Source organism: Piscinibacter defluvii (assembly GCF_004011805.1).
In the GTDB taxonomy this organism is placed as follows: Bacteria; Pseudomonadota; Gammaproteobacteria; order Burkholderiales; family Burkholderiaceae_C; genus Piscinibacter; species Piscinibacter defluvii.
This window is the reverse complement of sequence record NZ_ML137199.1, coordinates 281,161-304,789: the sequence shown is the minus strand read 5'-3', so window position 1 is coordinate 304,789 and position 23,629 is coordinate 281,161. Positions and strand designations below refer to the sequence as shown.

21 protein-coding genes and 1 pseudogene are annotated in these 23,629 nt (G+C 72.7%); 13 read left to right on the top strand and 9 right to left on the bottom strand.

All coding sequences use genetic code 11. The features are described from left to right. The 3 genes and pseudogenes from D9C15_RS33350 to D9C15_RS08405 all read right to left on the bottom strand — a co-directional run. A pseudogene (locus D9C15_RS33350) lies at window positions 1–281 on the bottom strand (hypothetical protein); the annotation flags it as partial. Continuing rightward, entirely contained in the window at window positions 266–2,008 is a 1,743-nt protein-coding gene (locus D9C15_RS08410; protein ID WP_127996989.1) for a M61 family metallopeptidase, read from the bottom strand. The pseudogene D9C15_RS33350 and the gene D9C15_RS08410, both read right to left, overlap by 16 nt. Window position 2,009: 1 nt before the next feature. Continuing rightward, entirely contained in the window at window positions 2,010–2,489 is a 480-nt protein-coding gene (locus D9C15_RS08405) for a DUF3429 domain-containing protein (protein WP_127996988.1), read from the bottom strand. Window positions 2,490–2,599: 110 nt separating this feature from the next. On the opposite strand from D9C15_RS08405, the gene D9C15_RS08400 reads away from it, so the two are divergent. The 4 genes from D9C15_RS08400 to D9C15_RS08385 all read left to right on the top strand — a co-directional run bounded on the left by D9C15_RS08400 (window position 2,600) and on the right by D9C15_RS08385 (window position 6,541). Continuing rightward, entirely contained in the window at window positions 2,600–3,160 is a 561-nt protein-coding gene (locus D9C15_RS08400) for a GbsR/MarR family transcriptional regulator (RefSeq protein WP_127996987.1), read from the top strand. Window positions 3,161–3,249: 89 nt separating this feature from the next. Further along, window positions 3,250–4,650: a cytochrome ubiquinol oxidase subunit I gene (locus D9C15_RS08395; RefSeq protein ID WP_127996986.1), complete on the top strand. Its 1,401-nt coding sequence runs from the start codon at window positions 3,250–3,252 to the stop codon at window positions 4,648–4,650. A 5-nt stretch (window positions 4,651–4,655) separates the two neighbouring features. Continuing rightward, window positions 4,656–5,651 carry a cytochrome d ubiquinol oxidase subunit II gene (locus D9C15_RS08390; RefSeq protein WP_164886683.1) on the top strand — a complete coding sequence of 332 codons (996 nt, stop codon included), beginning with the start codon at window positions 4,656–4,658 and terminating at the stop codon, window positions 5,649–5,651. After that, entirely contained in the window at window positions 5,648–6,541 is an 894-nt protein-coding gene (locus D9C15_RS08385; RefSeq protein ID WP_127996984.1) for a hypothetical protein, read from the top strand. The genes D9C15_RS08390 and D9C15_RS08385 overlap by 4 nt, the downstream gene beginning before the upstream one ends. Here D9C15_RS08385 and D9C15_RS08380 read toward each other — a convergent pair whose 3' ends face one another. The 3 genes from D9C15_RS08380 to D9C15_RS08370 are packed head-to-tail and all read right to left on the bottom strand — an operon-like array spanning window position 6,542 to window position 9,211. Next, window positions 6,542–7,336 (bottom strand): 2-keto-4-pentenoate hydratase, encoded by a 795-nt coding sequence (locus D9C15_RS08380; RefSeq protein ID WP_127996983.1) that lies wholly within the window; start codon window positions 7,334–7,336, stop codon window positions 6,542–6,544. Next, on the bottom strand, window positions 7,336–8,067 hold the full coding sequence (locus D9C15_RS08375; RefSeq protein ID WP_127996982.1) for a DsbC family protein: 732 nt from the start codon (window positions 8,065–8,067) through the stop codon (window positions 7,336–7,338). The genes D9C15_RS08380 and D9C15_RS08375 overlap by 1 nt, the downstream gene beginning before the upstream one ends. 10 nt (window positions 8,068–8,077) lie before the next feature. After that, a complete protein-coding gene (locus tag D9C15_RS08370; protein WP_127996981.1) occupies window positions 8,078–9,211 on the bottom strand; it encodes an FAD-dependent monooxygenase in 1,134 nt (377 codons plus the stop codon). A gap of 75 nt (window positions 9,212–9,286) precedes the next feature. On the opposite strand from D9C15_RS08370, the gene D9C15_RS08365 reads away from it, so the two are divergent. From D9C15_RS08365 to D9C15_RS08355, 3 genes are read left to right on the top strand one after another with little or no spacing between them, the layout of a single operon-like run. Continuing rightward, the gene (locus D9C15_RS08365; RefSeq protein ID WP_127996980.1) at window positions 9,287–11,467 is read left to right on the top strand and encodes an AsmA family protein; all 2,181 of its coding nucleotides are present in this window, start codon (window positions 9,287–9,289) and stop codon (window positions 11,465–11,467) included. Then, on the top strand, window positions 11,464–12,324 hold the full coding sequence (locus tag D9C15_RS08360) for an MOSC domain-containing protein (protein WP_127996979.1): 861 nt from the start codon (window positions 11,464–11,466) through the stop codon (window positions 12,322–12,324). Before D9C15_RS08365 ends, D9C15_RS08360 begins: the two co-directional genes overlap by 4 nt. Next, entirely contained in the window at window positions 12,321–13,232 is a 912-nt protein-coding gene (locus tag D9C15_RS08355; protein ID WP_127996978.1) for a DMT family transporter, read from the top strand. Before D9C15_RS08360 ends, D9C15_RS08355 begins: the two co-directional genes overlap by 4 nt. Here D9C15_RS08355 and D9C15_RS08350 read toward each other — a convergent pair. Beyond that, window positions 13,204–14,076 carry a pirin family protein gene (locus D9C15_RS08350; RefSeq protein ID WP_127996977.1) on the bottom strand — a complete coding sequence of 291 codons (873 nt, stop codon included), beginning with the start codon at window positions 14,074–14,076 and terminating at the stop codon, window positions 13,204–13,206. The genes D9C15_RS08355 and D9C15_RS08350 overlap by 29 nt on opposite strands. Window positions 14,077–14,163: 87 nt before the next feature. Between D9C15_RS08350 and ychF the strand changes: the two genes are divergently transcribed. From ychF to rpoH, 6 genes are all read left to right on the top strand, one after another. Continuing rightward, a complete protein-coding gene (ychF, locus tag D9C15_RS08345; RefSeq protein ID WP_127996976.1) occupies window positions 14,164–15,258 on the top strand; it encodes a redox-regulated ATPase YchF in 1,095 nt (364 codons plus the stop codon). 43 nt (window positions 15,259–15,301) lie between these two features. Continuing rightward, window positions 15,302–16,198, top strand: a complete 897-nt coding sequence (locus D9C15_RS08340; RefSeq protein ID WP_127996975.1) for an aldo/keto reductase — start codon at window positions 15,302–15,304, stop codon at window positions 16,196–16,198. After that, on the top strand, window positions 16,195–19,365 hold the full coding sequence (locus tag D9C15_RS08335) for a CHASE domain-containing protein (protein ID WP_127996974.1): 3,171 nt from the start codon (window positions 16,195–16,197) through the stop codon (window positions 19,363–19,365). The genes D9C15_RS08340 and D9C15_RS08335 overlap by 4 nt, the downstream gene beginning before the upstream one ends. 82 nt (window positions 19,366–19,447) lie before the next feature. After that, window positions 19,448–20,479 (top strand): c-type cytochrome domain-containing protein, encoded by a 1,032-nt coding sequence (locus D9C15_RS08330; RefSeq protein ID WP_164886679.1) that lies wholly within the window; start codon window positions 19,448–19,450, stop codon window positions 20,477–20,479. Next, window positions 20,476–21,021 carry a diheme cytochrome c-553 gene (locus D9C15_RS08325; RefSeq protein ID WP_127996972.1) on the top strand — a complete coding sequence of 182 codons (546 nt, stop codon included), beginning with the start codon at window positions 20,476–20,478 and terminating at the stop codon, window positions 21,019–21,021. The genes D9C15_RS08330 and D9C15_RS08325 overlap by 4 nt, the downstream gene beginning before the upstream one ends. A 127-nt stretch (window positions 21,022–21,148) precedes the next feature. Next, entirely contained in the window at window positions 21,149–22,075 is a 927-nt protein-coding gene (rpoH, locus tag D9C15_RS08320; protein ID WP_375138762.1) for an RNA polymerase sigma factor RpoH, read from the top strand. 19 nt (window positions 22,076–22,094) lie between these two features. Here the strand turns inward: rpoH and D9C15_RS08315 are convergent, their stop codons facing one another. After that, window positions 22,095–22,706, bottom strand: coding sequence for an SCO family protein (locus tag D9C15_RS08315; RefSeq protein ID WP_127996971.1), 612 nt, complete (start codon window positions 22,704–22,706; stop codon window positions 22,095–22,097). Then, on the bottom strand, window positions 22,703–23,620 hold the full coding sequence (cyoE, locus tag D9C15_RS08310) for a heme o synthase (protein ID WP_127996970.1): 918 nt from the start codon (window positions 23,618–23,620) through the stop codon (window positions 22,703–22,705). The genes D9C15_RS08315 and cyoE overlap by 4 nt, the downstream gene beginning before the upstream one ends. Window positions 23,621–23,629 lie beyond the last annotated feature (9 nt).

Below are 23,629 nucleotides of genomic sequence, written 5' to 3'. Positions count from 1 at the left end.
GGCGCCGAGGCCGGCGGCGTCGGCCGCGGCGCGGCGCGCGGCGCCGGGGCGGGTGCCGGCGGCGGGGCCGGCGCCACCGCCGGCGGGGCCTGCGGCTGCAGCTCGCGCACGTAGACCGCCTGCAGGCGCTCGGGCAGCGCGGCATCGGCCGACCACTGCGCCATGCGTTCGCCCAGCCACTCGGCGACCAGCAGGTGCAGCACGGCGACGCCGATCACCAGCAGGACCCCGGCAAGGCGCCGGCGCAGCGCGAAGGCGGTGCGGTTCAGCGGCCCAACCATGCCTCGCGCAGGGCCAGTGCCGCCGCGTTCGGCTTGGGCGCCGGCGCCAGCTGCACCGGTGCGCCGAGGCTGGCGTCGGCCGGCAGGCGCAGCGACAGGCTCAGCACGCGCTGGTCGCGCACGGCCAGCAGCTCGGCGGTGTCGCCCGGGCGCAGCACGCGCTGTGCGTCGTCGAGCCGGCGCAGGCGCCAGCCGCCGAGCGCCAGCAGCTCGTCGCCGGCGGCGATGCCCGCGGCCTCGGCCGCACCGCCGCGCAGCACATGCGTGGCCTTGATGCCGCCCAGGGCCGACTCGCTGACGCGCAGGCCGAGGCGCTGCGCCATCGACGGCGCCTGGGACTGCCAGGCGACACCGGCCGCCGCGAGCAGCTCCTGCAGCGGCAGCTCGCCGGTGCCGTGCACCCAGTCGGCCAGCTCGCGGGCGTACGAGCGGCCGCCCACCGCCTCCAGGGCCGCGGCCACGTCGGCCTCGCCGATCGGACCGCCAGCGCTGCCGTCCCACAGCCGGCGCAGCACCGCGTCGAGCGAACCGCCGTCGCGGCGCAGGCTCAGGTCCAGCGCCAGCGCCACCAGCGCGCCCTTGGCGTAGTAGCTGATGGTCGCGTTGGGCGTGTTCTCGTCGCTGCGGTAGTACTTGACCCAGGCGTCGAAGCTGGCCTGCGCGACGCTCTGCACCTGCCGCCCGGGGCTCGCCTGCACGGCGGTGACGGTGCGGCCCAGCAGGCGCAGGTAACGCGCGGGGTCGATCAGGCCGCAGCGGCGCAGGAACAGGTCGTCGTAGTAGGAGGTGAAGCCCTCGAAGAACCACAACAGCTCAGTGTAGTTCTCGCGCGTGTAGTCGTAGCGGACGAACTCCGCCGGCCGCAGGCGCTTGACGTTCCAGGTGTGGAAGTACTCGTGGCTGATCAGCCCGAGCAGCTCGACGTAGTTGTCCGAGACCTCCGTGCTGCCGCGTGCCGGCAGGTTGCGCCGCGCCGACAGCAGCGCGGTGCTGGCGCGGTGCTCCAGGCCGCCGTGGCCGTCTTCCGCGGTGTTGAGCAGAAACACGTAGCGCTCGAACGGCGCGCGCGGACTCTTGCCGCGGCTGCGCCCGCCGTGCCAGAAGGCGATCTGCGCCTCGCAGAGGCGCTGCGTGTCGGCGAGCAGCCGCTCGCCGTCGAAATCGGGCAGCGCGCCGGCCACGACGAACTCGTGCGGCACGTCGTGCGCCAGGAACTCGCCGCGCCAGAAGCGGCCCAGTTCGACCGGGTGGTCGACCAGTTCGTCGTAGTCCGACGCGACGAAGCCGCCGCCCGGCGCGGCGCTCAGCGCGGTGGCGATCTCCCAGCCGCGCGGCAGGCGCCCGATCTGCAGCCGGTGCGGCTCGCTCTCGCGCCCGTGCACGCGCAGGAACACGCCGGTGCCGTTGAAGAAGCCGCGGGTCGCGTCGAGGTAGGCCGCGCGCACCGAGGTGTCGAAGGCATAGACGCGCCAGCGCAGCGTCAGCGTGGTGCCGCCCTCGCAGGCCACCTCCCAGGTGGCCTTGTCGAGCTGATTCACCGCGCGCTCGTGGCCGCCCTGGGTGGCGCGCAGCCCGGACAGGTGGCGCGCGAACTCGCGCACCAGGTAGCTGCCGGGAATCCACACCGGCAGGCTCACCTGCTGGCGAGCCTCCGGCCGCGGCAGCGTCAGCGTGAGCTCGAACAGGTGCGCGTTCGGGTCGGCGACGTCGAGGCGGTAGGTGACCATCTCAGGCTCCGGCGGCCCCGAGGAAACACGCCAGCGCCGCAACGGCCGAGAGCCGGAAGCGCAGCGTCAGCCAGGCCGCCGCCCCCTGCGCCGGGTAGACACGCCGGTCGACCAGGTAGCACAGCACCAGCGCCACCCCGTGCAGCACCAGCCCGGCGTAGGGCGGCATCATCACCGCCACCCAGGCCAGCAGCGAGGGTGTCACACCCCACCACAGCAGGCTCGGCAGCGCCTCGGCCCGGCGCATCGCAAAGCCCCAGTGGATGCCGCCCAGGAAGGACACGATCACCGCCGCGTAGGCGGACAGCGCCAGCGTCACGTAGGGGTGTGCGTCCGGCCGCACCAACCAGGTCAGCAGCGCACCGGCGACGAAGGGGATCAGCCCCGCATACCCCAGGCGCAGCGCGGCCGCGCTTGGCCCGGGCAACGGGGCCGGTCCGGGCGTGGGGACGGGGGTCGGGGTCAGCGTGGCGGACGACATGGCGGGATTGTCCTTCAGCCCCTTCTTTCACCCTCCGGGCGTCCTGAGTTTTCAGAAATTACTGAAATTTCAGCGACACTCTTGATCCAGCGCAATTCACCCGTCGACCCATGTCCGGCCTCAGTCCGCTCGTCCGCAGCTTCGTCGGCCATTTCGGCGAGATGGGCAGCCGCTGGGGCATCAACCGCACGGTCGGCCAGATCTATGCGCTGATCTACGTCTCGCCCGAGCCGCTGAACGCCGACCAGATCGCCGAGAGGCTGGAGTTCTCGCGCTCCAACGTCAGCATGGGCCTGAAGGAGCTGCAGGCCTGGCGCCTGGTGCGGCTGCGCCACTTCGGCGGCGACCGGCGCGAGTACTTCGACGCGCCGGCCGACGCCTGGGAGGTGTTCCGCACGCTCGCGCAGGAGCGGCGCCGGCGCGAGATCGAGCCGACCCTGTCGATGCTGCGCAACGCGCTGCTGGAGGAGCCGGCTGATGCGGCCGACCGCATCGCGCTCGAGCGCATGCGCGGCATGCACGACCTGATCGAGCTGATGCTGGGCTGGTTCGACGAGATCCAGCGGCTCGACGCCGCGACGCTGGCGCGCCTGATGAAGATGGGCGCCCAGGTGCAGCGCCTGCTCGACATCGGCGAGAAGGTGAAGTCCGTCGCCGTCGCGAAACGCTAGGAGATGCTCAATGAAACCCCCACGCTCACTTCGTTCGCTGCCCCCCGCGGGGGCGCGTCAGTGGCTTCGGGCGGCCGGGCGCCACTGACATGGACGCCCTCGTTCTGGCGCGCATGCAGTTCGCCGCCAACATCACCTTCCACATCCTGTTCCCGACGATCACGATCGCGCTGGGCTGGCTGCTGCTGTTCTTCCGCTGGCGCTACCTGAAGAGCCAGGAGCCGCAGGACCGGCAGGCCTGGCTCAACGCATACCGTTTCTGGACCAAGGTGTTCGCGCTGTCGTTCGCGCTCGGCGTGGTCAGCGGCGTGACGATGAGCTTCCAGTTCGGCACCAACTGGCCCGGCTTCATGGAGCGCGCCGGCAACGTGGCCGGGCCGCTGCTCGGCTACGAGGTGCTGACCGCGTTTTTCCTCGAGGCCGGCTTCCTCGGCATCATGCTGTTCGGCCACGGCAAGGTGAGCGAACGCGTGCACCTGCTGGCGAGCTTCTTCGTCGCCTTCGGCACCACCTTGTCGGCGTTCTGGATCCTGGCGCTGAACTCCTGGCTGCAGACACCCGCCGGCCACGAGATCATCGACGACGAGTTCCACGTGCGCAGCTGGCTCGAGGTGGTGTTCAACCCCTCGTTCCCGTACCGCTTCGCGCACATGCTGCTCGCCTCGGCGCTGACCTGCGCCTTCCTGATGGCCGGGCTGTCGGCCTGGCAGATCCTGCGCGGCGCCTCGTCGCTGGCCGCGCCGCGCACGCTGCGCGTGGGCCTGACGCTGGCCGCGCTGCTGATCCCGCTGCAGATCGTGGTGGGCGACCTGCATGGCCTGAACACGCTGAAGCACCAGCCGCAGAAGATCGCCGCGATGGAAGGCGTGTGGGAGACCGAACGCGGCGCGCCGCTGCTGCTGTTCGCGATCCCCGACGACGAGAAGCGCACCAACCACTTCGAGATCGGCATCCCGCGCGGGGCCAGCCTGATCCTGACGCACGACCCCGATGGCGAGATCAAGGGCCTGAACGAATTCGAGGGCGCACACCCGCCGGTGCTGCCGGTGTTCTGGGCCTTCCGCACGATGGTCGGCATGGGCGTGCTGATGCTGGCCACCGCCTGGGCCGGGTGGTGGCTGGCACGGCGCGCGCAATGGCGGCCCGAGGCGCTGCCGCGCCGGCTGCTCTGGCTGCTCGCCGGCATGACCTTCTCGGGCTGGGTCGCGACGGTGGCCGGCTGGTACGTCACCGAGATCGGCCGCCAGCCCTTCATGGTGTTCGGCCTGCTGCGCACCGCGGACGTGGCCTCGAACGTGCCCGCGCCGATGATCGCGCTCACGCTCACGCTGTACGTCACGGTCTATCTCGCACTGATCGTCGCCTACATCGGCGTGCTGAAGTACATGGCCGAGAAGCCCGAGCAGGTGCTGCGCGTGGACGAGGAGGAACTCGCCGCCACGCCGGTGGGGGCGATCACCTCGCCGGTGGTGAGCCGGAGCTTCAGATGAACCTCATGTCCTTCGACGAGATGCTGCCCGTCATCTTCATGGCGCTGATGGGCGTCTCGATGCTGGTCTACGTGATCAGCGACGGCTACGACCTCGGCGTGGGCATGCTGATGCACCGTGCCACGCCCGAGCAGAAGGACGTGATGGTGGCCTCGATCGGCCCGTTCTGGGACGCCAACGAGACCTGGCTGGTGCTGGGCATCGGCATCCTGCTGATCGCCTTCCCGAAGGCGCACGGCCTGGTGCTCACCGAGCTCTACCTGCCGGTCACGCTGATGCTGCTCGGGCTGATCCTGCGCGGCGTGGCGTTCGACTTCCGCGTCAAGGCCAAGGCACTGCACAAGCCGCTGTGGGACCGCGCCTTCTTCGCCGGCTCGATGCTCGCCTCGCTGGCGCAGGGCTGGATGCTCGGGCGCTACGTGAGCGGCTTCGGCGAGGGCTGGAACTACCCGCTGTTCGCCGCCGCGATCGCGCTCGCGCTGCCGATGGCCTACGTGCTGCTCGGGGCCTGCTGGCTGGTGATGAAGACCGAGGGCGAGCTGCAGCAGCGCGCCGTCGACTGGGCCCGCCTGGCCTGGTGGCCGATGGTCGGCGGCCTGCTGCTGATCTCGATGGCCACGCCCTGGATCAGCGCGACGGTGCGCGAACGCTGGTTCGTGCTGCCGGAGATCATCGCGCTGTCGGCCATCCCGCTGATGACGGCGCTGGCGCTGCTCGCGGTGCGTGCGCTGCTGGGCACGCGCGCGGTGCGCGGGCCGCTGTGCGCCCTGCCCTTCGTGCTGCTGATCGTGGTGTTCGTGCTCGGCTTCCTCGGCCTGGCCTACAGCCTCTACCCCTACGTGGTGATCGACCGGTTGACGATCTGGCAGGCCGCCAGCAGCCCGGCGGCGCTGAAGGTGATCCTGATCGGCACCTGCATCTCGGTGCCGGCGATCGCCGCCTACACCGTGTTCGCCTACCGCGTGTTCGGCGGCAAGACCGGCGAGCTGCGCTACGCATGAGGCGGCGCACGGCGCTGCTGGCGGGCCTGGCGCTGGCGGCACCGGGGCGGGCCGCGGCGCCGGCGGTGCTCGAGGTCGGCGGCAGCCGGCTCGTGCTCCTGCTCGACGACACGCTCGCGCCCGGGCTGCGCGCGGCGGTGCCGGACTGGCTGGCCGCGGCGGCGCAGGCCGTGGCCGGCTACTTCGGCCGCTTTCCGGTGCCCGCGGCCGAGATTGCGGTCGTGGCGGCGGTCGGCCCCGGCATGCGGCACGGCCGCACGCGGCCCGGCCCGCCGCCGCGGCTGCAGCTCGCCCTCGCGCCCGACACCGACCCGGCGTGGCTGCGCGACGACTGGATCGCGGTGCACGAGATGGTGCACCTCGCCGTGCCGCGCGTGGCGATCGCGCACAACTGGCTGCACGAGGGCATCGCCACCTACGTCGAGGGCGTCGCACGCGCCCGCGCCGGGCTGATCGCGCCGCGCCGGCTGTGGATCGAACTGGCGCAGCAGCTGCCGCAGGGTCAGCCGCGCCCGGGCGACGGCGGACTGGACGACAGCCCGACCTGGGCCCGCACCTACTGGGGCGGCACCCTGTTCTGCCTGCTGGCCGACGTGCGGCTGCGCGAGCGCGGTGCGCCGGCCGGGCTGCAGCAGGCGCTGCAGGGCCTGCTGGCGGCCGGCGGCAGCTACGCGGCAGCCTGGGACATCCGGCGCGTGCTGGCGACCGCCGACGCCGCCACCGGCCAGACCACGCTCGGCGAGCTCTATGCGCAGATGAAGGACACGCCGGTGCGCATCGACCTCGACGCGCTGTGGGCCCGGCTCGGCGTGGACGGCACCCGGCTGCGCGAGGACGCGCCGCTGGCGGCGCTGCGGCGCGCGATCACGGCCGCCGACGCGCCGCGCTGATCACACCGTCTCGAGATCGAAGTCCGCCAGCGGCGCGTCGAAGTCGGCCTGCCAGCGCTGGCCGGGCGCGAGCGGCCAGGCGTCGGTCCAGGTGCCGGTGGTGACCACGTCGCCGGGCCGCAGCGCCGGGGCCCCCGGGCAGCGCTGCAGCTCGAGCACGAAGTGCAGCAGCGCATGCAGCGGCCCGTCGAGCACGTTCGCGCCCTGCCCTTGCTCGACCGGCACGCCGTCGCGCGACAGGCGCACGCGGCAGGCGGCGAGGCGCTCGTCGAGCGCCGCGCCGCGCTCCGCCCAGTCGTGCACCGGCTGCCGCGGGCCGACCAGCAGGCGCGCGTGCAGCCCGCCGTCGGCCACCGTCTCGGGCGCCGTGAAGCGCCAGCCCGGGGCATGCGACTGCACGACCTCGAAGCCGGTGGCGAGCCAGTCGAGCGATTCGAACAGCTGCTCGAGCGTCGCCCCGGCCGCGGGCGCGGCGCGCAGGCCGAACACCAGCTCGGGCTCCAGGCGCGGCTGGCACAGGCCATCGAGCGCGAGCGTCGCCCGGCCGTCGGGGCAGTGGCGCAGGGTGGTGTCCCAGACCATGCCCCAGATGGGCGCGAACACACCGTAGCGGTCCCAGATCGTGCGGTTCGTGAAGCCGATCTTGAAGCCCATCGGCCGCTCGCCGCGCGCCTCGCGCAGCGCGCGCACGGCCAGTGCGTCGCGGTAGGCCGCCGCCATGTCCGCCGGCCGCGGCGCTTCGGCCGGCCAGGGCTGCCCGCTGTCGGTGTGGGCGAGCAGTTGCCGCGGCGTCATCAGGGCTTGGCGGCGCGGCTCGCGACCAGCTGCTTCTCCAGCGCGGCGGCGTTCATCGCCCCGCCGACACGCTTGCCGTCCTCGAACACCAGCGCCGGAGTGCCGTTGATCTTGTGCTTCTGGCCCAGCTCGGCATTGCGCTCCAGCGCCGAGGCGTCGCACTGGCCCATCGCGCGCGGCGGCGCGGTGCCGTTGAGCATCCAGTCGCGCCAGGCGGCGGTGCGGTCCTTGGCGCACCAGATGTTGCGTGCCTTCTCGGGCGAGTCGCCGCCCAGGATCGGGTACAGGTAGGTGTAGACCGTGACGTCCTTGATGTCGTTCAGGTCGCGCTCGAAGCGCTTGCAGTAGCCGCAGTTCGGATCGGCGAACACCACCAGCTTGCGCGCGCCCGTGCCCTGCTTCCAGACGATCGCGTCCTTCTGCGGCAGGGTGGCCGGGTCGATCGCGGTCAGCTTGTCGATGCGCGCCTGCGTCAGGTTGGTGCGGGTCGCGGTGTCGACCAGGTGGCCATCGATCAGGTGGTTGCCCTTCTCGTCGGAGTAATAGATGTCGGTGCCGACGCGGATCTCGTACAGCCCGGGGATCGGCGTCTTGGTGATCTCGTCGATCTTCGGGAAGTTGGGCAGCCGCTCGGCGATGGTCTTGCGGATCGCGGCGCTGTCCTGCGCCCAGGAGGTGCTGCCGACGACGCAGGCAGCGACGAGCAGGACGGTGCGGATCAGGGCGGGCATGACGGGCCTTTCAGGCATCGAGCGCCTGGGCCGTGAGCCAGCGCTTCAAAGGGGGGAGCCGGTTCACCAGAGTCAGCCCGCGGTTGCGCAGTTCCCTGACGGCCGGGGACGGCTCGGCAAAAAGCCGCAGCAGGCCGTCGGTCAGCGTGCCCATGGCCCAGGTCGGCGCGGCGCGCTCGCGCACGTAGCGGCGCAGCAGCTTCTCGTCGCCCAGCGCGCGCCAGGGCTCGCGCGCGGCGATCACGCGCGCCAGCGCGGCCACGTCGGCCAGGCCGAGGTTCAGGCCCTGCCCGGCCAGCGGGTGCACCACGTGCGCGGCATCGCCCAGCAGCACCCAGCCCGGCCCGCACCAGGCCTGCGCCCGGGCGATGGCGAGCGGCCAGGCGGCGCGCGGCGAGGCCAGTGCCAGCGTGCCGGCCGCCCCGCCGGTGGCCTGCGCCAGCTCGGCGGCGAAGGCCGCCTCGTCGAGCGCCGCCAGGGCCTGCGCCCGCTCGCGCGGCAGCGACCAGACCAGCGCGTACGAGCGCCCCGGCTCGGGGGTGTCGAAGGGCAGCAGCGCCAGCACGTCGGGCGAGCGGAACCACTGCCGCGCGGTGCCGTGGTGCGGCTGACCGGCCACCAGGCGCGCCGCGATCGCGCTGTGGCCGTAGTCGTGGCGCTCGAAGGCCACGCCGAGCGCGGCGCGTGTCGCCGAGGCCTTGCCCTCGCACAGCGCCGTCAGCGCGGCACGCACGGGCGCGTGACTGTCCGGCGGCAGGGTCTCGACATGCGGGGCGAAGCGCAGCGCCGCGGCCAGCTCGCGCTCCAGCACCGGTGCATCGACGATCCAGGCCAGCTCGCCGACACGCTGCTCGAAGGCCGAGAAGTCGATCGCGCCGGGAGTGGCCCCCGCGGCGGCGTCGCCCTCGACATGCATATCGTAGACCGGCGTGGCGGCCCGCGCGGGCAGGCCGTCCCAGACCTTGAGCGAGCGCAGCAGCGCCACCGAGGCGGCGTTCAGTGCATAGGCGCGCACGTCCTCGGGCGCGTCGGCGCGTGCCGGCTCGCCCTGCAGCGCCACCTGCAGCCCGGCGCGCGACAGCGCCAGCGCCAGGCACTGCCCGACGATGCCCGAGCCGCGTACCAGCACGTCCACCTGTTTCATGGGCTTTCATTGTAGGGAGCCGGGCATGTCCCCGAGGCGCGTGCACAATCGCGCTCCCCTGCCTCCGATCGACCCATGCCGCCCTGGATCCGCCGCAGCCTGATCGGCCTGGCCGCCGTGCTGCTGGTGCTGCTGGCCGGCGCGGTGCTGCTGGTCGCCACCTTCGACGCCAACCGCTACAAGGGCGTGGCGATCGACTGGATGAAGTCGAACCGCAACCGCACCCTGGCGATCGACGGCCCGCTCGAGCTGTCGGTGTTCCCGCGCCTGGCGCTGCGGGCCAGCCGCGTCAGCCTCAGCGAGGCCGGGCGCAGCGAGCGCTTCGCCAGCGTCGAGCAGGCCGCGCTGTCGGTGGCGCTGCTGCCGCTGCTGCAGGGCCGCCTGCAGGTCGACCGGGTCGAGGCGAGCGGCGTGCAGGTCGTGCTGAAGCGCGACGCCCAGGGCCGGCGCAACACCGACGACCTGGCCGGCGCCGGACCGTCCGGCCCGGCGCCCGCGGCGCCGGCGGGCTCGGCCCCTGCGCGCGCGCCGCTCGCCTTCGACATCAGCGGCGTCGTGCTGAAGGACGTGCGCGCCAGCGTGCAGGACCTGCCTGCCAAGATCGACGGCACGCTGCACCTGGTCGAACTGAGCACCGGCCGGCTGACGCCGGGGCTCGACACGCCGGTGAGGCTGGACGCGCGGCTGGACCTCCGCCAGCCCGCGCTGAAGGGCACGCTCGCCGGGCGACTGCGCGTGGCGCCGGAAGCGGGCGGCGCGCTGCGCCTGGGGGACATCGACCTCGCCTGGCGTGGCGACCTGCCCGGGCTCGCCGCGGCCGAGCTGACCCTGGCGATGAGCCGCTTCGGCTTCGAGCCGGAGCACCAGGCGCTCTCGATCGACCGGCTCAAGCTCGGCCTGAAGGCGCGGCGTGACGCCGGACCGCTGGCGCTGACGCTGGACTGGGCCGCGCTCGACATCCAGGGCCAGCGCCTGAAGGGCAGCCCGCTGCAGGGCACCTTGTCGCTCGGCGGCGCCACCAGCGTGGAGCTGGCCTTCAAGACCGGCGCGCCGGCCGGCAGCTTCGACGCCGTGACCCTGCCCAACCTCGACGCCCGCGTGAGCGGCAGCGCGGCCGGGCGCAAGATCGACGGCCAGGTGCGCGGCCGCCTCACGGCCGGGCCGAAGGCCGCTGCCTGGGCGCTCAACGGCCAGGTGAACGGCAACGCCTTCACGCTGGACGGCAACGCCAAACTCGACGCCGCGGTGCCCTTCGTCAAGGCGCAGGCCAAGTTCGACGCGCTCGACCTGAACACCCTGCTGCCCGAAGGCGCCTCGGCCGGTACCAGCGGCGAGCGCCCCGGCCCGGCGCCGGCCGACACGCCGGTGGACCTGTCCGGCCTGAAGGCGCTGAACGCCCAGCTCGCGCTGCGCGCCGGCAGCCTGGTGCTGCGCCAGTACCGCGTTGCCAACGCGCGGGTCGAGGCCAGCCTGGACAACGGCCTGCTGCGCGTGCCGGTGCTGCAGGGCCAGGCCTGGGACGGCACGCTCGACGCCAGCGCGCAGGCCGACGCCAAGGGCAACCGCGTGGCCGTCAAGGCGCTGGCCAGCGGCGTGAACATCAACGCGCTGCTGAAGGACGTGGCAGGGAAGGACCTGCTCGAAGGCCAGGGCCGCGTGACGCTGGACGTGGCCAGCGCCGGCGCCACGGTCGGCCAGCTGCGCTCGCGGCTGGGCGGCCAGGCCGCGCTGCAGCTGCGCGACGGCGCGGTCAAGGGCATCAACCTGGCCAAGAGCCTGCGCCAGGCCAAGGCCGCGCTCGGCATGGCCGACCGCAGCCAGAAGGCGAGCCGCGAGGAAAAGACCGACTTCTCCGAGATGAGCGCCAGCTTCCGCATCGCCGACGGCGTGGCGCGCAACGACGACCTGGACCTGAAGAGCCCCTACCTGCGCGTAGGCGGCGACGGGCTGGTGGACATCGGGCGCGGCCTGATCGACTACACCGCGCGCGTGAGCGTCACCGACACCTCGGCCGGCCAGGGCGGCGCCGAGCTGGCTGCGCTCAAGGGCGTGACGGTGCCGGTGCGCCTGACCGGCCCGTTCGAGGCGATCGACTGGAACATCCGCTGGTCCGCGGTGGCCGCCGGCGCGGCGCGCAACAAGCTGGAGGACAAGCTGAAGGAGCGCCTGGGCGTGCAGAGCGCCGCGCCCGGCGCCTCCGCGCCCAAGCCCAAGGACGTGCTGAAGGACAAGCTGCTGAAGGGAATCCTCAAGTGAGCCAAGGAGACATCGAGGTGCGCATCGCGGGCCTGGCGGTGCACCCGGTCAAGTCCTGCGCCGGCATCGCGCTGGAGGAAGCGCTGCTGGTCGAGACCGGGCTCGAGTTCGACCGCGCCTGGATGGTGGTGGACGAGGCCGGCCGCTTCGTCAGCCAGCGCGAGCTGCCGCGCCTGGCGCTGGTGAAGCCGACGCTGCGCCAGCTCGACATGATCCTGCGCGCCCCGGGCATGCTGGCGCTGCACATCGCGCTCGACACGGTCGAGGCGCCGGTGCGCGTGACGGTGTGGGACGACGAGGTCGCCGCCTACGACATGGGCAACCTCGCGGCGCAGTGGTTCAGCGATTTCCTCGGCCGCAAGCTCCGCCTGGTGCGCTTCGACCCCGAGCATCGCCGCCTGTCGAGCCGGCGCTGGACCGGCCCGTTCGAGGCCGAGAACGCGTTCAGCGACGGCTTCCCGCTGCTGGTGGCCTCCACCGCCGGGCTCGCCGAGCTGAACCGCCGCCTCGCCGCGGCCGGCCATGCGCCGGTGACGATGCAGCGCTTCCGGCCCAACCTGGTGCTCGACGGGCTCGATGCGCACGGCGAGGACCACCTCGACGAGATCCGGTTCGACGCGCCGGAAGGCCCGGTGCGGCTCAAGCTCGTGAAGCCCTGCTCGCGCTGCAGCATCCCGGACGTCGACCCCGCGACCGCCGAGACCGGCCATGCGGTGGGCGACACGCTGGCCGGCTACCGCGCCGATGCGCGGCTGGACGGTGCGATCACCTTCGGCATGAACGCCATCGTGCTCGAAGGCATCGAGTGCGCCCTACGCACCGGCATGAGCGGGCAGGCGAGCTTCCGCTTCGAATGACGCGCGTGCCCACCGCCGCGCTGTTCGCGGTGTGCGTGATCGTCTGGAGCACGACCTGGTACGCCATCACCTGGCAGGTGGACACGGCCGCGCCGGAAGTCGGCGTGGCGGCGCGTTTCGGTCTGGCCGGCGCCGTGGTGCTCGCGGCGCTGGCGCTGCGCGGCCTGCCGTGGCGCCGCGGTCCGCGCGAACATGCCCGCTTCGCGCTGCAGGGCGTGCTGCTCTACGGCATCTCCTACGTGGCGGTGTATCACGCGGAGACGCTGCTCGTCTCCGGCCTGGTCGCAGTGGGCTACTCGGCCTCGCCGCTGCTGGGGGGGCTGGGCTCGCGCTGGCTGTTCGGCACACCGCTGACGCGCCGCTTCGTCGCCGGCGGGCTGCTCGGGCTGGCCGGCGTGGCGCTGATCTTCTGGCCCGAGTTCGGCCATGCCGCCGCTGCGGCCGGCACGGCCGCCGGCGTCGCCTGGACCACCGCGGCCGTGCTGCTCTCGGCCGGCGGCGCGCTGGCGGCCAGCCGCAACCGCAGCCACGGCCTGCCGCTGTGGCCCACGCTCGGCTGGGGCATGGTCTACGGTGCGCTCGCGGCACTGCTGTGTGCGGCGCTGCTGGGCCGCTCGTTCGCGCTGCCGGCGGCGCCGAGCTGGTGGCTCGCGCTCGGCTACCTGGCGATCGTCGGTTCGGTGCTGACCTTCGCCTGCTACCTGACCATCGTCGACCGGCTCGGCGCCGGCGCCTCCGGCACGATCGGCGTGATGACACCGCTGCTCGCGCTGGTGGTGTCGCTGCTGCTCGAGGGGTACCGGCCGCAGTGGATCAGCCTGGCTGGCGCGCTGCTGGCGGCCTGGGGCAACGTCTGGATGCTGCGGCCGGCCGCGCCGCTCAGAGCCGCCGCGGCGGCAGCGGAATGAACTCGGTCTCGCCCGGGACGGGATCGAAACGCTGCGCCTCCCATGCATCCTCGGCCTCGCGGATGCGCTCCTTGCGGCTGGAGACGAAGTTCCAGACCATGAAGCGGGGGCCCAGCGGCTGGCCGCCGATCACCACCACGCGCGCGCCGCGTTCGGCATGCAGCGTCGGCTGCGCACCCGGCGCCAGCACGGCCAGGGTGGCGGCCGGCACCGGCACGCCGCCGAGCGTGATGTCGGCATCGACGCTGTAGACCGCGCGCTCCTGCGCCACGTCCGGGATCGCCAGGCTGCCGCCGGCGGCCAGCGCGATGTCGAGGTAGAGCGTCGGCGAGAGCGTGGTCACCGGCGAGGTGGCGCCGAAGGCCGCGCCGATCAGCACCCGCACCGCGGCCTGCGGCAGCACCACCTCGGGCAGCTGCTGCGCCGGCGTGTGCTGGAACGAGGGCGGATCCTCCTCGTGCTCGGCCGGCAGCGCGCACCACAGCTGCAGGCCGTGGCTGCGCCGCGCCCGGCCGCGCCACTCGGCCGGCGTGCGCTCGGAGTGCACGATGCCGCGGCCCGCGGTCATCCAGTTGATCGCGCCGGGCTCGATCAGCTGCACCACGCCGGTGGAATCGCGGTGCACCTGGGCGCCCTCGAACAGGTAGGTCACGGTGGCCAGGCCGATGTGCGGATGCGGGCGCACGTCGTGGTGGTCGGCCGGGCCGGCGGTGATCGGGCCGAAGTGGTCGAAGAACAGGAACGGGCCGACCGCCTGGCGCTGCGCGGCCGGCAGGCTGCGGCGCACCATGAAGCCTCCGCCGAGGTCCTTGGCATGCGGGCGGATCAGTTGCAGTTCGCTCATCGCGCTCTCCGGGGGGATCGGCGGCCAGTGTAGGCGCGCCACCTAGAATCCCGCCTTCCCCCTGCGGTATCCCCGAAAGCCCTTCCCATGAGCCTCAAGTGCGGCATCGTCGGCCTGCCCAACGTCGGCAAGTCGACCCTCTTCAATGCCCTGACGAAAGCCGGCATCGCCGCCGAGAACTACCCGTTCTGCACCATCGAGCCGAACGTCGGCGTGGTCGAGCTGCCCGATCCGCGGCTCGCGAAGCTGGCCGAGATCGTCAAACCCGAGCGCGTGGTGCCGGCGATCGTCGAGTTCGTCGACATCGCGGGCCTCGTCGCCGGCGCAAGCAAGGGCGAGGGCCTGGGCAACCAGTTCCTCGCGCACATCCGCGAGACCGACGCGATCGTCAACGTGGTGCGCTGCTTCGAGGACGAGAACGTCATCCACGTGGCCGGCAAGGTGGACCCGATCGCCGACATCGAGGTGATCCAGACCGAGCTGTGCCTGGCCGATCTGGCCACGGTCGAGAAGAGCCTGGCGCGCTACACCAAGGTCGCCAAGGCCGGCAACGACAAGGAGGCGCAGCGCCTCGTGGACGTGCTGCTGAAGTGCCAGGCGGCGCTGAACGAGGCGAAGCCGGTGCGCAGCATCTCGTTCAGCAAGGAGGAGCTGGTCGTGCTCAGGCCGTTGTGCCTGATCACCGCCAAGCCGGCGATGTTCGTCGGCAACGTCGACGAGCACGGCTTCGAGGCCAACCCGCTGCTGGACAAGCTGCGTGCCTACGCGGACGCGCAGAAGGCGCCGGTGGTGGCGATCTGCGCCAAGACGGAGGCGGAGCTCGCCGACATGAGCGACGAGGACAAGCAGCTGTTCCTCGCCGAGATGGGCCAGACCGAGCCGGGCCTGAACCGACTGATCCGCGCCGCCTTCACGCTGCTGGGCCTGCAGACCTACTTCACCGCCGGCGTGAAGGAGGTGCGCGCCTGGACCATCCACGCCGGCGACACGGCGCCGCAGGCGGCCGGGGTGATCCACACCGACTTCGAGCGCGGCTTCATCCGCGCCCAGACCATCGCCTACGACGACTTCGTCGCCTTCAAGGGCGAGCAGGGCGCCAAGGACGCGGGCAAGATGCGGGCGGAAGGCAAGGAATACGTCGTGAAGGACGGCGACGTGATGAACTTCCTCTTCAACGTCTGAGCCTGCGCAGCACCGGCGCAGGCCCTCCGCCTAGCATCGACCGATGAGCCTCGAACCGCTGGCCCCCGACGGCCCGGTGCTCTCGCCCATCGTGGCGGGCGCCTGGCGCATGGCCGACTGGGGCTGGACGCCGCAGGAGCGGCTGAGCTGGATCGAACAATGCGTCGAACTGGGCGTGACCAGCTTCGACCATGCCGACATCTACGGCGGCTACGCGGTCGAGACGCTGTTCGGCGAGGCGCTGGTGCTCGCGCCTGGGCTGCGCGAGCGGCTGCAGCTCGTCACCAAGTGCGGCATCAAGCTGGTCGATGCGGCGCGGCCGGCGCACCGCGTCAAGCACTACGACACCTCGGCCGCGCACATCGTGGCCAGCGCCGAGGCCTCGCTGCGCGCGCTGCGCACCGACCGGCTCGATCTGCTGCTGATCCACCGCCCCGACCCGCTGCTCGACGCCGACGAGGTGGCGCAGGCCTTCGAGCGGCTGCGCCGCGACGGCAAGGTGCAGCACTTCGGCGTCTCCAACTTCACGCCGGCGCAGTTCGAGCTGCTGGCCAGCCGCACGCCGCTGGTCACCAACCAGATCGAGCTGCACCCGCTGCAGCGCACGCCGCTCTCCGACGGCACGCTGGACCAGCTGCAGCGCCTGCGCCTGCGGCCGATGGTCTGGTCGCCGCTGGCCGGCGGTGCCCTGCTGAGCGGCACGCACGACGCCGCGCGGCGCGTGCAGGCGGTGCTGCACGAGATCGCGGCGGCCTACGGCGTGGCGCCGGCCACGGTGGCCTTCGCCTGGCTGCTGCGCCTGCCGTCGCGCCCGCTGCCGGTGGCCGGCAGCCGCCGCATCGAGGCCCTGCGCGAGGCCGTGGCCGCGCTCGCGCTGCGCCTGGACGCGCAGGCCTGGGCCGCACTCTGGCAGGCCGGCAGCGGCCACGAGCTGCCTTGAACCGGCACGACATGCTGCGGGCGCTGGCGATCGTCGCCGGCACCGCCTGCGCCTACGCGATCGCCGGGCTGCTGGCGCTGCAGGTGGCCATCCCGCCCAGCTACGCCTCGCCGATCTACCCGGCCAGCGGCATCGCGCTGGCGGCCGCGCTGGTCTACGGGCGCATCGCGGTGCCGGGCGCGCTGCTCGGCGCCTTCATCGTCAACGCCTCGCTGAACGCGCAGCGCGGCACCCCCTCGCTGGCCGAGGTGGCGGTGCCGGCGCTGATCGCGCTCGGCGCGGCGCTGCAGGCCGGCCTCGGTGCCGCGCTGGTGCGGCGCTTCGCCCGCGCGCCGCGTTCGATCACCGAGCCGCGCGACGTCGCGGTGCTGCTCGGGCTGGGCGCGCTGCTGGCCTGCCTGGTCAGCAGCAGCATCGCGACGCTGGCGCTCTCGCTGGGCGACGCGCTGCCGGCGCAGGACCGCCTGGTCACCTGGTTCACCTGGTACAGCGGCGACGCGCTGGGCACGCTGATCGCCGCGCCGATCGCCCTGACGCTGATCGGCCAGCCGCGCGAGGACTGGCACGCGCGCCGGCTGCCGGTGGGCCTGACGCTGACGCTGGTGACGCTGCTGATGGGCCTGGGCATCTGGCAGGTGGCGCGGGTGGACGAGGCGCGTCTGCGCGATGCCTTCGAGCGCAACGCCGACACCGTGGCCTCGGTGCTGCGCTCGCGCCTGCTCGGCCCGCTGCACGCACTGGAGGCGATGCGCGGCGCCTACGTCGCCTCCGACGCGGTGACGCGCGAGGAGTTCGGGATCGCCTCGCGCGCCTGGCTGGACGACGGCGCGATCAGCGCCATCGGCTGGTACGAGCGCGTGCGTTACGCCGACCTGAGCGCCTTCGAGGCCGCCGCGCGGGCCGAGGGCCAGGCCGGCTACCGGGTGTTCGACCGCGAGGACGGCGCCGGCCTGCCGGGCGAGATCCTGGCGATGCGCTACATCGAGCCGGCCGCGCCCAACGCGGCCGCGCTCGGCCTGAATGCCTGGTCGGTCCCGGCGGTGCGCGAGGCGATCGAACGCAGCGCGCAGCTGGACCGTGCGGTGGCCAGCGCGCCCTTCCCGCTGACCCAGGTGCCGCCGGACCAGGACCGCACCGGCGTGGTCGTCTACCGCGCGATCCACCGCGGGCCGCCGGCCGAGGCGACGCGTGAACGGCACCTGCGCGGCGCGGTGTTCGTCACCTTGCGGCCGGGCCCGTTCCTGCAGTCGCTGACGCGCGAGCTGCCAGCGGCGCTGCGCGTGTGCGTGATGGACGTCGACGGCGCCACGTCACTGCGGCGCCTGGCCGGGCCGGTCGGCTGCGAGGGCGTGGTGCCGGCCGGACTGCTCAGCTACGAACGGCCGTTCCCGTTCGCCGACCGGCAGTGGCGCGTGCGCGTCACCGCCGATCCGCGCGGCCTGGCCGAGGCGCGCGGCGCCAATGCCTGGCTGTTCTCGTTGATCGGGCTGCTGGGCGCGGCGATGCTCGGCGCGCTGCTGCTGGTGGTGACCGGCCGCACCCGGCGCATCGAGGCGGCGGTGCGCGAGCGCACCGCGGCGCTGCAGTCCGAGGTGCACGAGCGCGAGCGTGCCCAGGCGGCGCTGCGCGACAGCGAACAACGCTTCCGCAACATCCTCAACCACGTGCCGATCGGCGTGATCTACACCGACCTGCGCGGCAACGTGAAGCAGACCAACCCGCGCTTCTGCGAGCTGACCGGCTACAGCGACGACGAACTGCTGACGATGACGGTGGCGCAGTTCACCCACGTCGACGACCAGGCCGAGGACGTGGTGCAGTCGCGCGCGCTGGTGCAGGGCGAGTTCCCGATGTACCGGCGCCACAAGCGCTACGTGCGCAAGGACGGCCGCATCGTCTGGGTGCAGTCCACCGTCTCGCTGCTGCGCGACGAGACGGGCCGGCCGCGGCGCATCGTCGGCGTGGTCGAGGACATCACCGAGCACCTGCGCCTGCTCGAGGCCGAGAAGGCGCGCGACCGCGCCGAGGCGGCCAACCGCGCCAAGAGCGACTTCCTCTCGCGCATGAGCCACGAGCTGCGCACGCCGCTGAACGCGATGCTCGGCTTCGCGCAGCTGCTCGACCTCGACAAGCGCCAGCCGCTCGCCCCCGAGCAGCGCCCCTGGGTGGCGCAGATCCAGCAGGCCGGCTGGCACCTGCTGGAGATGATCAACGAGGTGCTGGATCTCTCGCGCATCGAGTCGGGCAACGTCAAGCTGCTGATCGAGCCGGTCAACCTCGCCGAGCTGCTGGCCGCCAGCATCGCGATGGTCGACGCCGACGCCAAGCGACGCGGCATCACGATCAGCAGCACGCTGGCCGACGGCACCGGCGTGCTGCTGGGCGACCCGACGCGCGTCAAGCAGATCCTCGTGAACCTGCTGTCCAACGCGGTCAAGTACAACCGCGAGGGCGGCCGCATCCACATCGGCACACGGCTGGCCGAGGGGCCGGTGGTGGAGATCGCCGTCACCGACACCGGCCTGGGCATGACCGAGACGCAGCTGGCCGACCTGTTCCAGCCCTTCAACCGGCTCGGGCGCGAGGAGTCGGGCCAGGAGGGCACCGGCATCGGCCTGGTGATCAGCCAGCGGCTGGCCGAACTGATGGGCGGCTCGCTGCGGGCGCGCAGCTCGGCCGGCGAGGGCTCGTCCTTCATCCTCGGGCTCCCGGCCGCGCACGAGCCCGACACCGTGCCGTCCGACCTGGACGGGCTGGACCGCGCGGCCCCCGGCTACCACCGCCGCATCGTGCACTACGTCGAGGACAACGAGACCAATGTCGAGGTGATGCGCGGCATCCTGGCGCAGCGTCCGCAGGTGCAGATGGAGGTATCGGTCGACGGCGCGCAGGCGCTGGCGGCGATCCGCCGCAGCCTGCCGGACCTGGTGCTGCTGGACATGCACCTGCCCGATCTGCCGGGCGAGGAACTGCTGCGCCGCCTCAAGGCCGACTCGGCCACGGAGGGCATCCCGGTGGTGGTGGTGTCGGCCGACGCGACCGCGGCGCAGATCGACGCCGCCCTGCAGGCGGGCGCGAGCCTGTACCTGACCAAGCCGGTCAGCGTCTCCGAGCTGCTGGCGGCGGTGGACGACGTGCTGGAGCGCACCGAGACGCGCTTCGGCTGAGCCCCGGGATGGCCCGCCGGCGCGCCGCCGATGGCCCGTTCGAGCGATGTGGCCCTGCGGCCCGGCCGGAACACTGGCGGGCATGTTCCCGCTGCTGCTCGCCACCGCCCTGCTGATCGCCGCCGCGCCGTGCGCGGCCGAGGCACCGCTGCCCGAGCCCCTGCCCGGGCCTTTACCCGAGTACCTCGCCGACACCGGCTACGGCCGCCTCGAGATGCTGCCGTTCTCGCCGCAGTACCCGCTGTGGACCGACGGCGCGGTCAAGCGCCGCTGGCTGCACCTGCCGGCGGGCCGCTTCATCGACGCCTCCCGGCCCGACGCCTGGGAGTTCCCGCCCGGCACCCGGCTCTGGAAGGAGTTCGGCTTCGCCGGCCGGCCGGTCGAGACCCGCTACATCGAGCGCCTGCCCGACGGCCGCTGGCGCTACGCCAGCTACCTGTGGGAGGTCGATGGCCGCAGCGCGCGGCTCGCGCCCGAGCGTGGCGTCGTGCTGGCCGTGGAGGGTGCTCCCGGCGGCCGCTACGCCGTGCCGGGGCGCCTGGATTGCACCGCCTGCCACGAGGGCGCGCCGGTGCCGGTGCTGGGCGCCGGCGCGCTTCAGCTCTCGCCCGACCGGGATCCGCTCGCGCCGCACGCCGTGCCGGCCCGCCCGGGCGACGCCGACCTGGCCACGCTGAGCGCACGCGGCTGGCTGCGTGGTCTGCCGGCGGCGCTGCTGGCATCGCCGCCGCGCATCGCGGCGCAGAGCCCGGCCGAACGCGCCGCCTTCGGCTACCTGCACGCCAACTGCGGCCATTGCCACAACGACCATGGCGCCCCGGTCTCGCTGGTGCTGGCGCAGTCGGCCGCCGACCCGGCTGGCAGTGCCGCACGCGTGCGCGCCGCGCTGCTGGTGGGCCCCGACCGCTGGCGCCCGGCCGACGCCGGCCCGGACGTGCGCCTGGTGGTGCCCGGGCAGCCGTCCGCCAGCCTGCTGCTGGCGCGCATGCGCAGCCGCGACCCGCTGCGCCAGATGCCGCCGCTGGGCACCCGGGCCGCCGATGCCGAGGGCATCGCCGCCGTCACCTCCTGGATCAACCACCCGCTGCTCATGCGAAAGGAACCGCAGCCATGAAACCCGCCCTCTCCCTGATCGCCTCCGCGCTGCTGGCCGCCGCGCTGCCCGCCGCCGCCCAGGACAGCAGCGTCGCCCGCGGCAAGTACCTGGTCAGCACCTCCGGCTGCCACGACTGCCACACGCCGTTCAAGTTCGGGCCGAACGGGCCGGAGCCGGACATGAGCCGCGCGCTCTCGGGCCACCCCGAAGGCCTGCAGATGCCGCCCGCGCCGAAGCTGGCCGAGGGGCCCTGGCTGGTGGTCTCGTCGGCGACCAACACCGCCTGGTCCGGCCCCTGGGGCGTGAGCTTCACCGCCAACCTGACGCCGGACGCCGAGACCGGCCTGGGCAAGTGGACGCTGAAGGACTTCGTCGCGACGATCCGCACCGGGCGCCACCTGGGCCGCGGCCGCCCGGTGCTGCCGCCGATGCCGATCCCGGTCTACAACAACTTCAACGACGCCGACCTGGAGGCCATCTTCCGCTACCTGCAGACGGTGCCGGCGGTGCGCAACCGGGTGCCGGAGCCGCTGGCGCCGCTGACCGCATCAAGTCAGTGAGCACTCTCTCCTTCCGGGATTGTTGTGCCGGATGGAGAGAACTGTTGCCGCCAGCAGATCAGCACTCGACGGGGGCGAGTGCTAATATGTGCGGAACGAAAGGAGTCTCAGCGTGTCTGAAGCTTCCATGAACATGACCCCCACCACTGCACTGGCCTTGCGCGACCCGTGGGCCCTGGTGCCCTCGCTGGGCAACCTGGACGCCTACATCAGCGCCGTGAACCGCCTGCCGCTGCTGAGCCAGGAGGAAGAGGTGTCGCTGGCTCGCCGCCTGCGCGCCAGCGGCGACCTGGAAGCCGCCGGGAAGCTGGTGCTCTCGCACCTGCGCCTGGTGGTGTCGATCTCGCGCCAGTACCTCGGCTACGGCCTGCCTCAGGGCGACCTGATCCAGGAAGGCAACGTCGGCCTGATGAAGGCCGTCAAGCGCTTCGACCCCGAGCAGGGCGTGCGCCTGGTGAGCTACGCGATGCACTGGATCAAGGCCGAGATCCACGAGTACATCCTGAAGAACTGGCGCATGGTCAAGGTCGCCACGACCAAGGCGCAGCGCAAGCTGTTCTTCAACCTGCGCTCGATGAAGCAGAGCCTGAAGGGCGAGGCCGAAGACCAGGACACGCACCGCGCCACGCTGACGCAAGGCGAGGTGGACACGGTCGCCCGCACGCTCAACGTCAAGCGCGAGGACGTGCTCGAGATGGAAACCCGTCTGTCGGGCGGCGACGTGGCGCTCGAGCCGCAGAGCGGCGACGACGGCGAGGAGAGCTACGCGCCGATCGCCTACCTCGCCGACGAGTCGCACGAGCCGACCCGGGTGCTCGAGGCGCGCAGCCGCGACTGGCTGGCCGGCGACGGCATAGTCCGCGCGCTCGACGCGCTGGATGCGCGCAGCCGCCGCATCGTCGAGGAGCGCTGGCTCAAGGTGAACGACGACAGCTCCGGCGGCATGACGCTGCACGAACTGGCCAGCGAGTACGGCGTCAGCGCCGAGCGCATCCGCCAGATCGAGGTGGCGGCGATGAAGAAGATGCGCAAGGCGCTCGAAGTCGCCCAGTGAGCCGACCGCGCGGCCGGCGTCAGCCGGCCGCGGCGCCCAGCAGCGTCTTCAGGTCGGCCGTCAGCGCCTCGGCACCGGTGCCGTAGCGCACGAACACGCGCAGGCGGCCCTGCGGATCGAACAGGTACGAGCCGGCCGTGTGGTCCACGGTGTAGCTGCCCTCGGTCTTGCCCGGCACCTTGGCGTAGAAGACCTTGAACTCCTTGGCCGCCGCGGCCGTCTGCTCCGGCGTGCCGCGCAGCGCGACGAAGCTCGGGTCGAAGTTGGCCATGTAGGCCTTGAGCAGCTGCGGCGTGTCGCGCTCCGGGTCGACGCTGACGAAGATGCCCTGCACCTTGTCGCCGTCCGGGCCGAGCGACTTCTTCACCTGGGCCAGCTCGGCCATCGTGGTCGGGCAGACGTCCGGGCACTGGGTGTAGCCGAAGAAGATCACCACCACCTTGCCCTTGAAGTCGGCCAGCGTGCGCAGCGTGCCGTCCTGGTCGGGCAGCGAAAGCGTGCGGCCGTAGTCGGCACCGGTGATGTCCACGCCCTTGAACTGCAGCTTGTCGGCGGGGGCGGCGGCACGGTCGCAGCCGGCCAGCGGGGCGGCGCCGGCGGCGATGAGGAGGTGGCGGCGGGTCAGGGTCACGGCAGCAGCAGTCCCAGGTAATGGTCGACCAGCAGCGCGGCGAACAGCAGCGACAGGTGGACGATCGAGAAGCGGAAGGTCTTGCGTGCCTGCTGGTCGGAGTAGTTCCGCCACAGCCGCCACGCATGGCCGATGAACAGTGCGCCCAGCACCAGGGCGGCGACCAGGTAGGGCCAGCCGCTCATGCCCGAGACGAAGGGCAGCAGCGTGGCCGCGAACAGCACCAAGGTGTAGAGGAAGACGTGCAGCCGCGTCAGCTCGGCGCCGTGCGTCACCGGCAGCATCGGCAGGCCGGAGCGCCGGTAGTCCTCGGCGCGGTACAGCGCCAGCGCCCAGAAGTGCGGCGGCGTCCAGACGAAGATGATCAGGCACAGGATCAGCGACTCCGGCGTGACCTCGCCGCTCATCGCGGCCCAGCCCAGCACCGGCGGCATCGCGCCCGAGGCGCCGCCGATCACGATGTTCTGCGGCGTGAGCGGCTTCAGCACCACGGTGTAGATGACCGCGTAGCCGACGAAGGTGGCGAAGGTCAGCCACATCGTCAGCGCATTGGCGCCCCAGTACAGGATCGCGCTGCCCGCCGCACACAGCAGCGCCGAGAACAGCAGCGTCTGCGCGGTGGTGAGTTCGCCCTTGGCCGTGGGACGCCAGGCGGTGCGCGCCATGCGCGCGTCGATGTGCTGCTCGACCAGGCAGTTGAACGCCGCCGCCGCCGCGGCCACCAGCCAGATGCCCACGGTGCCGGCCAGCGCCAGGCGCCAGTCGGGCAGGCCGGGCGAGGCGAGCAGCATGCCGATCACGGCGCAGAAGACGATCAGCTGCACCACGCGCGGCTTGGTCAGCACGTAGTACTGGCGCACCCGCGACGGCGGGCGGGCGGCAGGCAGGGCGGCGCGGGCGGCGGTCTCGGCCATGGGACGGGC

Bases quoted from the DNA above. Each gene is read 5' to 3' on its own strand.
- D9C15_RS08410 (WP_127996989.1), bottom strand. From the start codon at position 2,008: ATGGTCACCTACCGCCTCGACGTCGCCGACCCGAACGCGCACCTGTTC.
- D9C15_RS08405 (WP_127996988.1), bottom strand. From the start codon at position 2,489: ATGTCGTCCGCCACGCTGACCCCGACCCCCGTCCCCACGCCCGGACCG.
- D9C15_RS08400 (WP_127996987.1), top strand. From the start codon at position 2,600: ATGTCCGGCCTCAGTCCGCTCGTCCGCAGCTTCGTCGGCCATTTCGGC.
- D9C15_RS08395 (WP_127996986.1), top strand. From the start codon at position 3,250: ATGGACGCCCTCGTTCTGGCGCGCATGCAGTTCGCCGCCAACATCACC.
- D9C15_RS08390 (WP_164886683.1), top strand. From the start codon at position 4,656: ATGTCCTTCGACGAGATGCTGCCCGTCATCTTCATGGCGCTGATGGGC.
- D9C15_RS08385 (WP_127996984.1), top strand. From the start codon at position 5,648: ATGAGGCGGCGCACGGCGCTGCTGGCGGGCCTGGCGCTGGCGGCACCG.
- D9C15_RS08380 (WP_127996983.1), bottom strand. From the start codon at position 7,336: ATGACGCCGCGGCAACTGCTCGCCCACACCGACAGCGGGCAGCCCTGG.
- D9C15_RS08375 (WP_127996982.1), bottom strand. From the start codon at position 8,067: ATGCCCGCCCTGATCCGCACCGTCCTGCTCGTCGCTGCCTGCGTCGTC.
- D9C15_RS08370 (WP_127996981.1), bottom strand. From the start codon at position 9,211: ATGAAACAGGTGGACGTGCTGGTACGCGGCTCGGGCATCGTCGGGCAG.
- D9C15_RS08365 (WP_127996980.1), top strand. From the start codon at position 9,287: ATGCCGCCCTGGATCCGCCGCAGCCTGATCGGCCTGGCCGCCGTGCTG.
- D9C15_RS08355 (WP_127996978.1), top strand. From the start codon at position 12,321: ATGACGCGCGTGCCCACCGCCGCGCTGTTCGCGGTGTGCGTGATCGTC.
- D9C15_RS08350 (WP_127996977.1), bottom strand. From the start codon at position 14,076: ATGAGCGAACTGCAACTGATCCGCCCGCATGCCAAGGACCTCGGCGGA.
- ychF (WP_127996976.1), top strand. From the start codon at position 14,164: ATGAGCCTCAAGTGCGGCATCGTCGGCCTGCCCAACGTCGGCAAGTCG.
- D9C15_RS08340 (WP_127996975.1), top strand. From the start codon at position 15,302: ATGAGCCTCGAACCGCTGGCCCCCGACGGCCCGGTGCTCTCGCCCATC.
- D9C15_RS08330 (WP_164886679.1), top strand. From the start codon at position 19,448: ATGTTCCCGCTGCTGCTCGCCACCGCCCTGCTGATCGCCGCCGCGCCG.
- D9C15_RS08325 (WP_127996972.1), top strand. From the start codon at position 20,476: ATGAAACCCGCCCTCTCCCTGATCGCCTCCGCGCTGCTGGCCGCCGCG.
- rpoH (WP_375138762.1), top strand. From the start codon at position 21,149: ATGAACATGACCCCCACCACTGCACTGGCCTTGCGCGACCCGTGGGCC.
- cyoE (WP_127996970.1), bottom strand. From the start codon at position 23,620: ATGGCCGAGACCGCCGCCCGCGCCGCCCTGCCTGCCGCCCGCCCGCCG.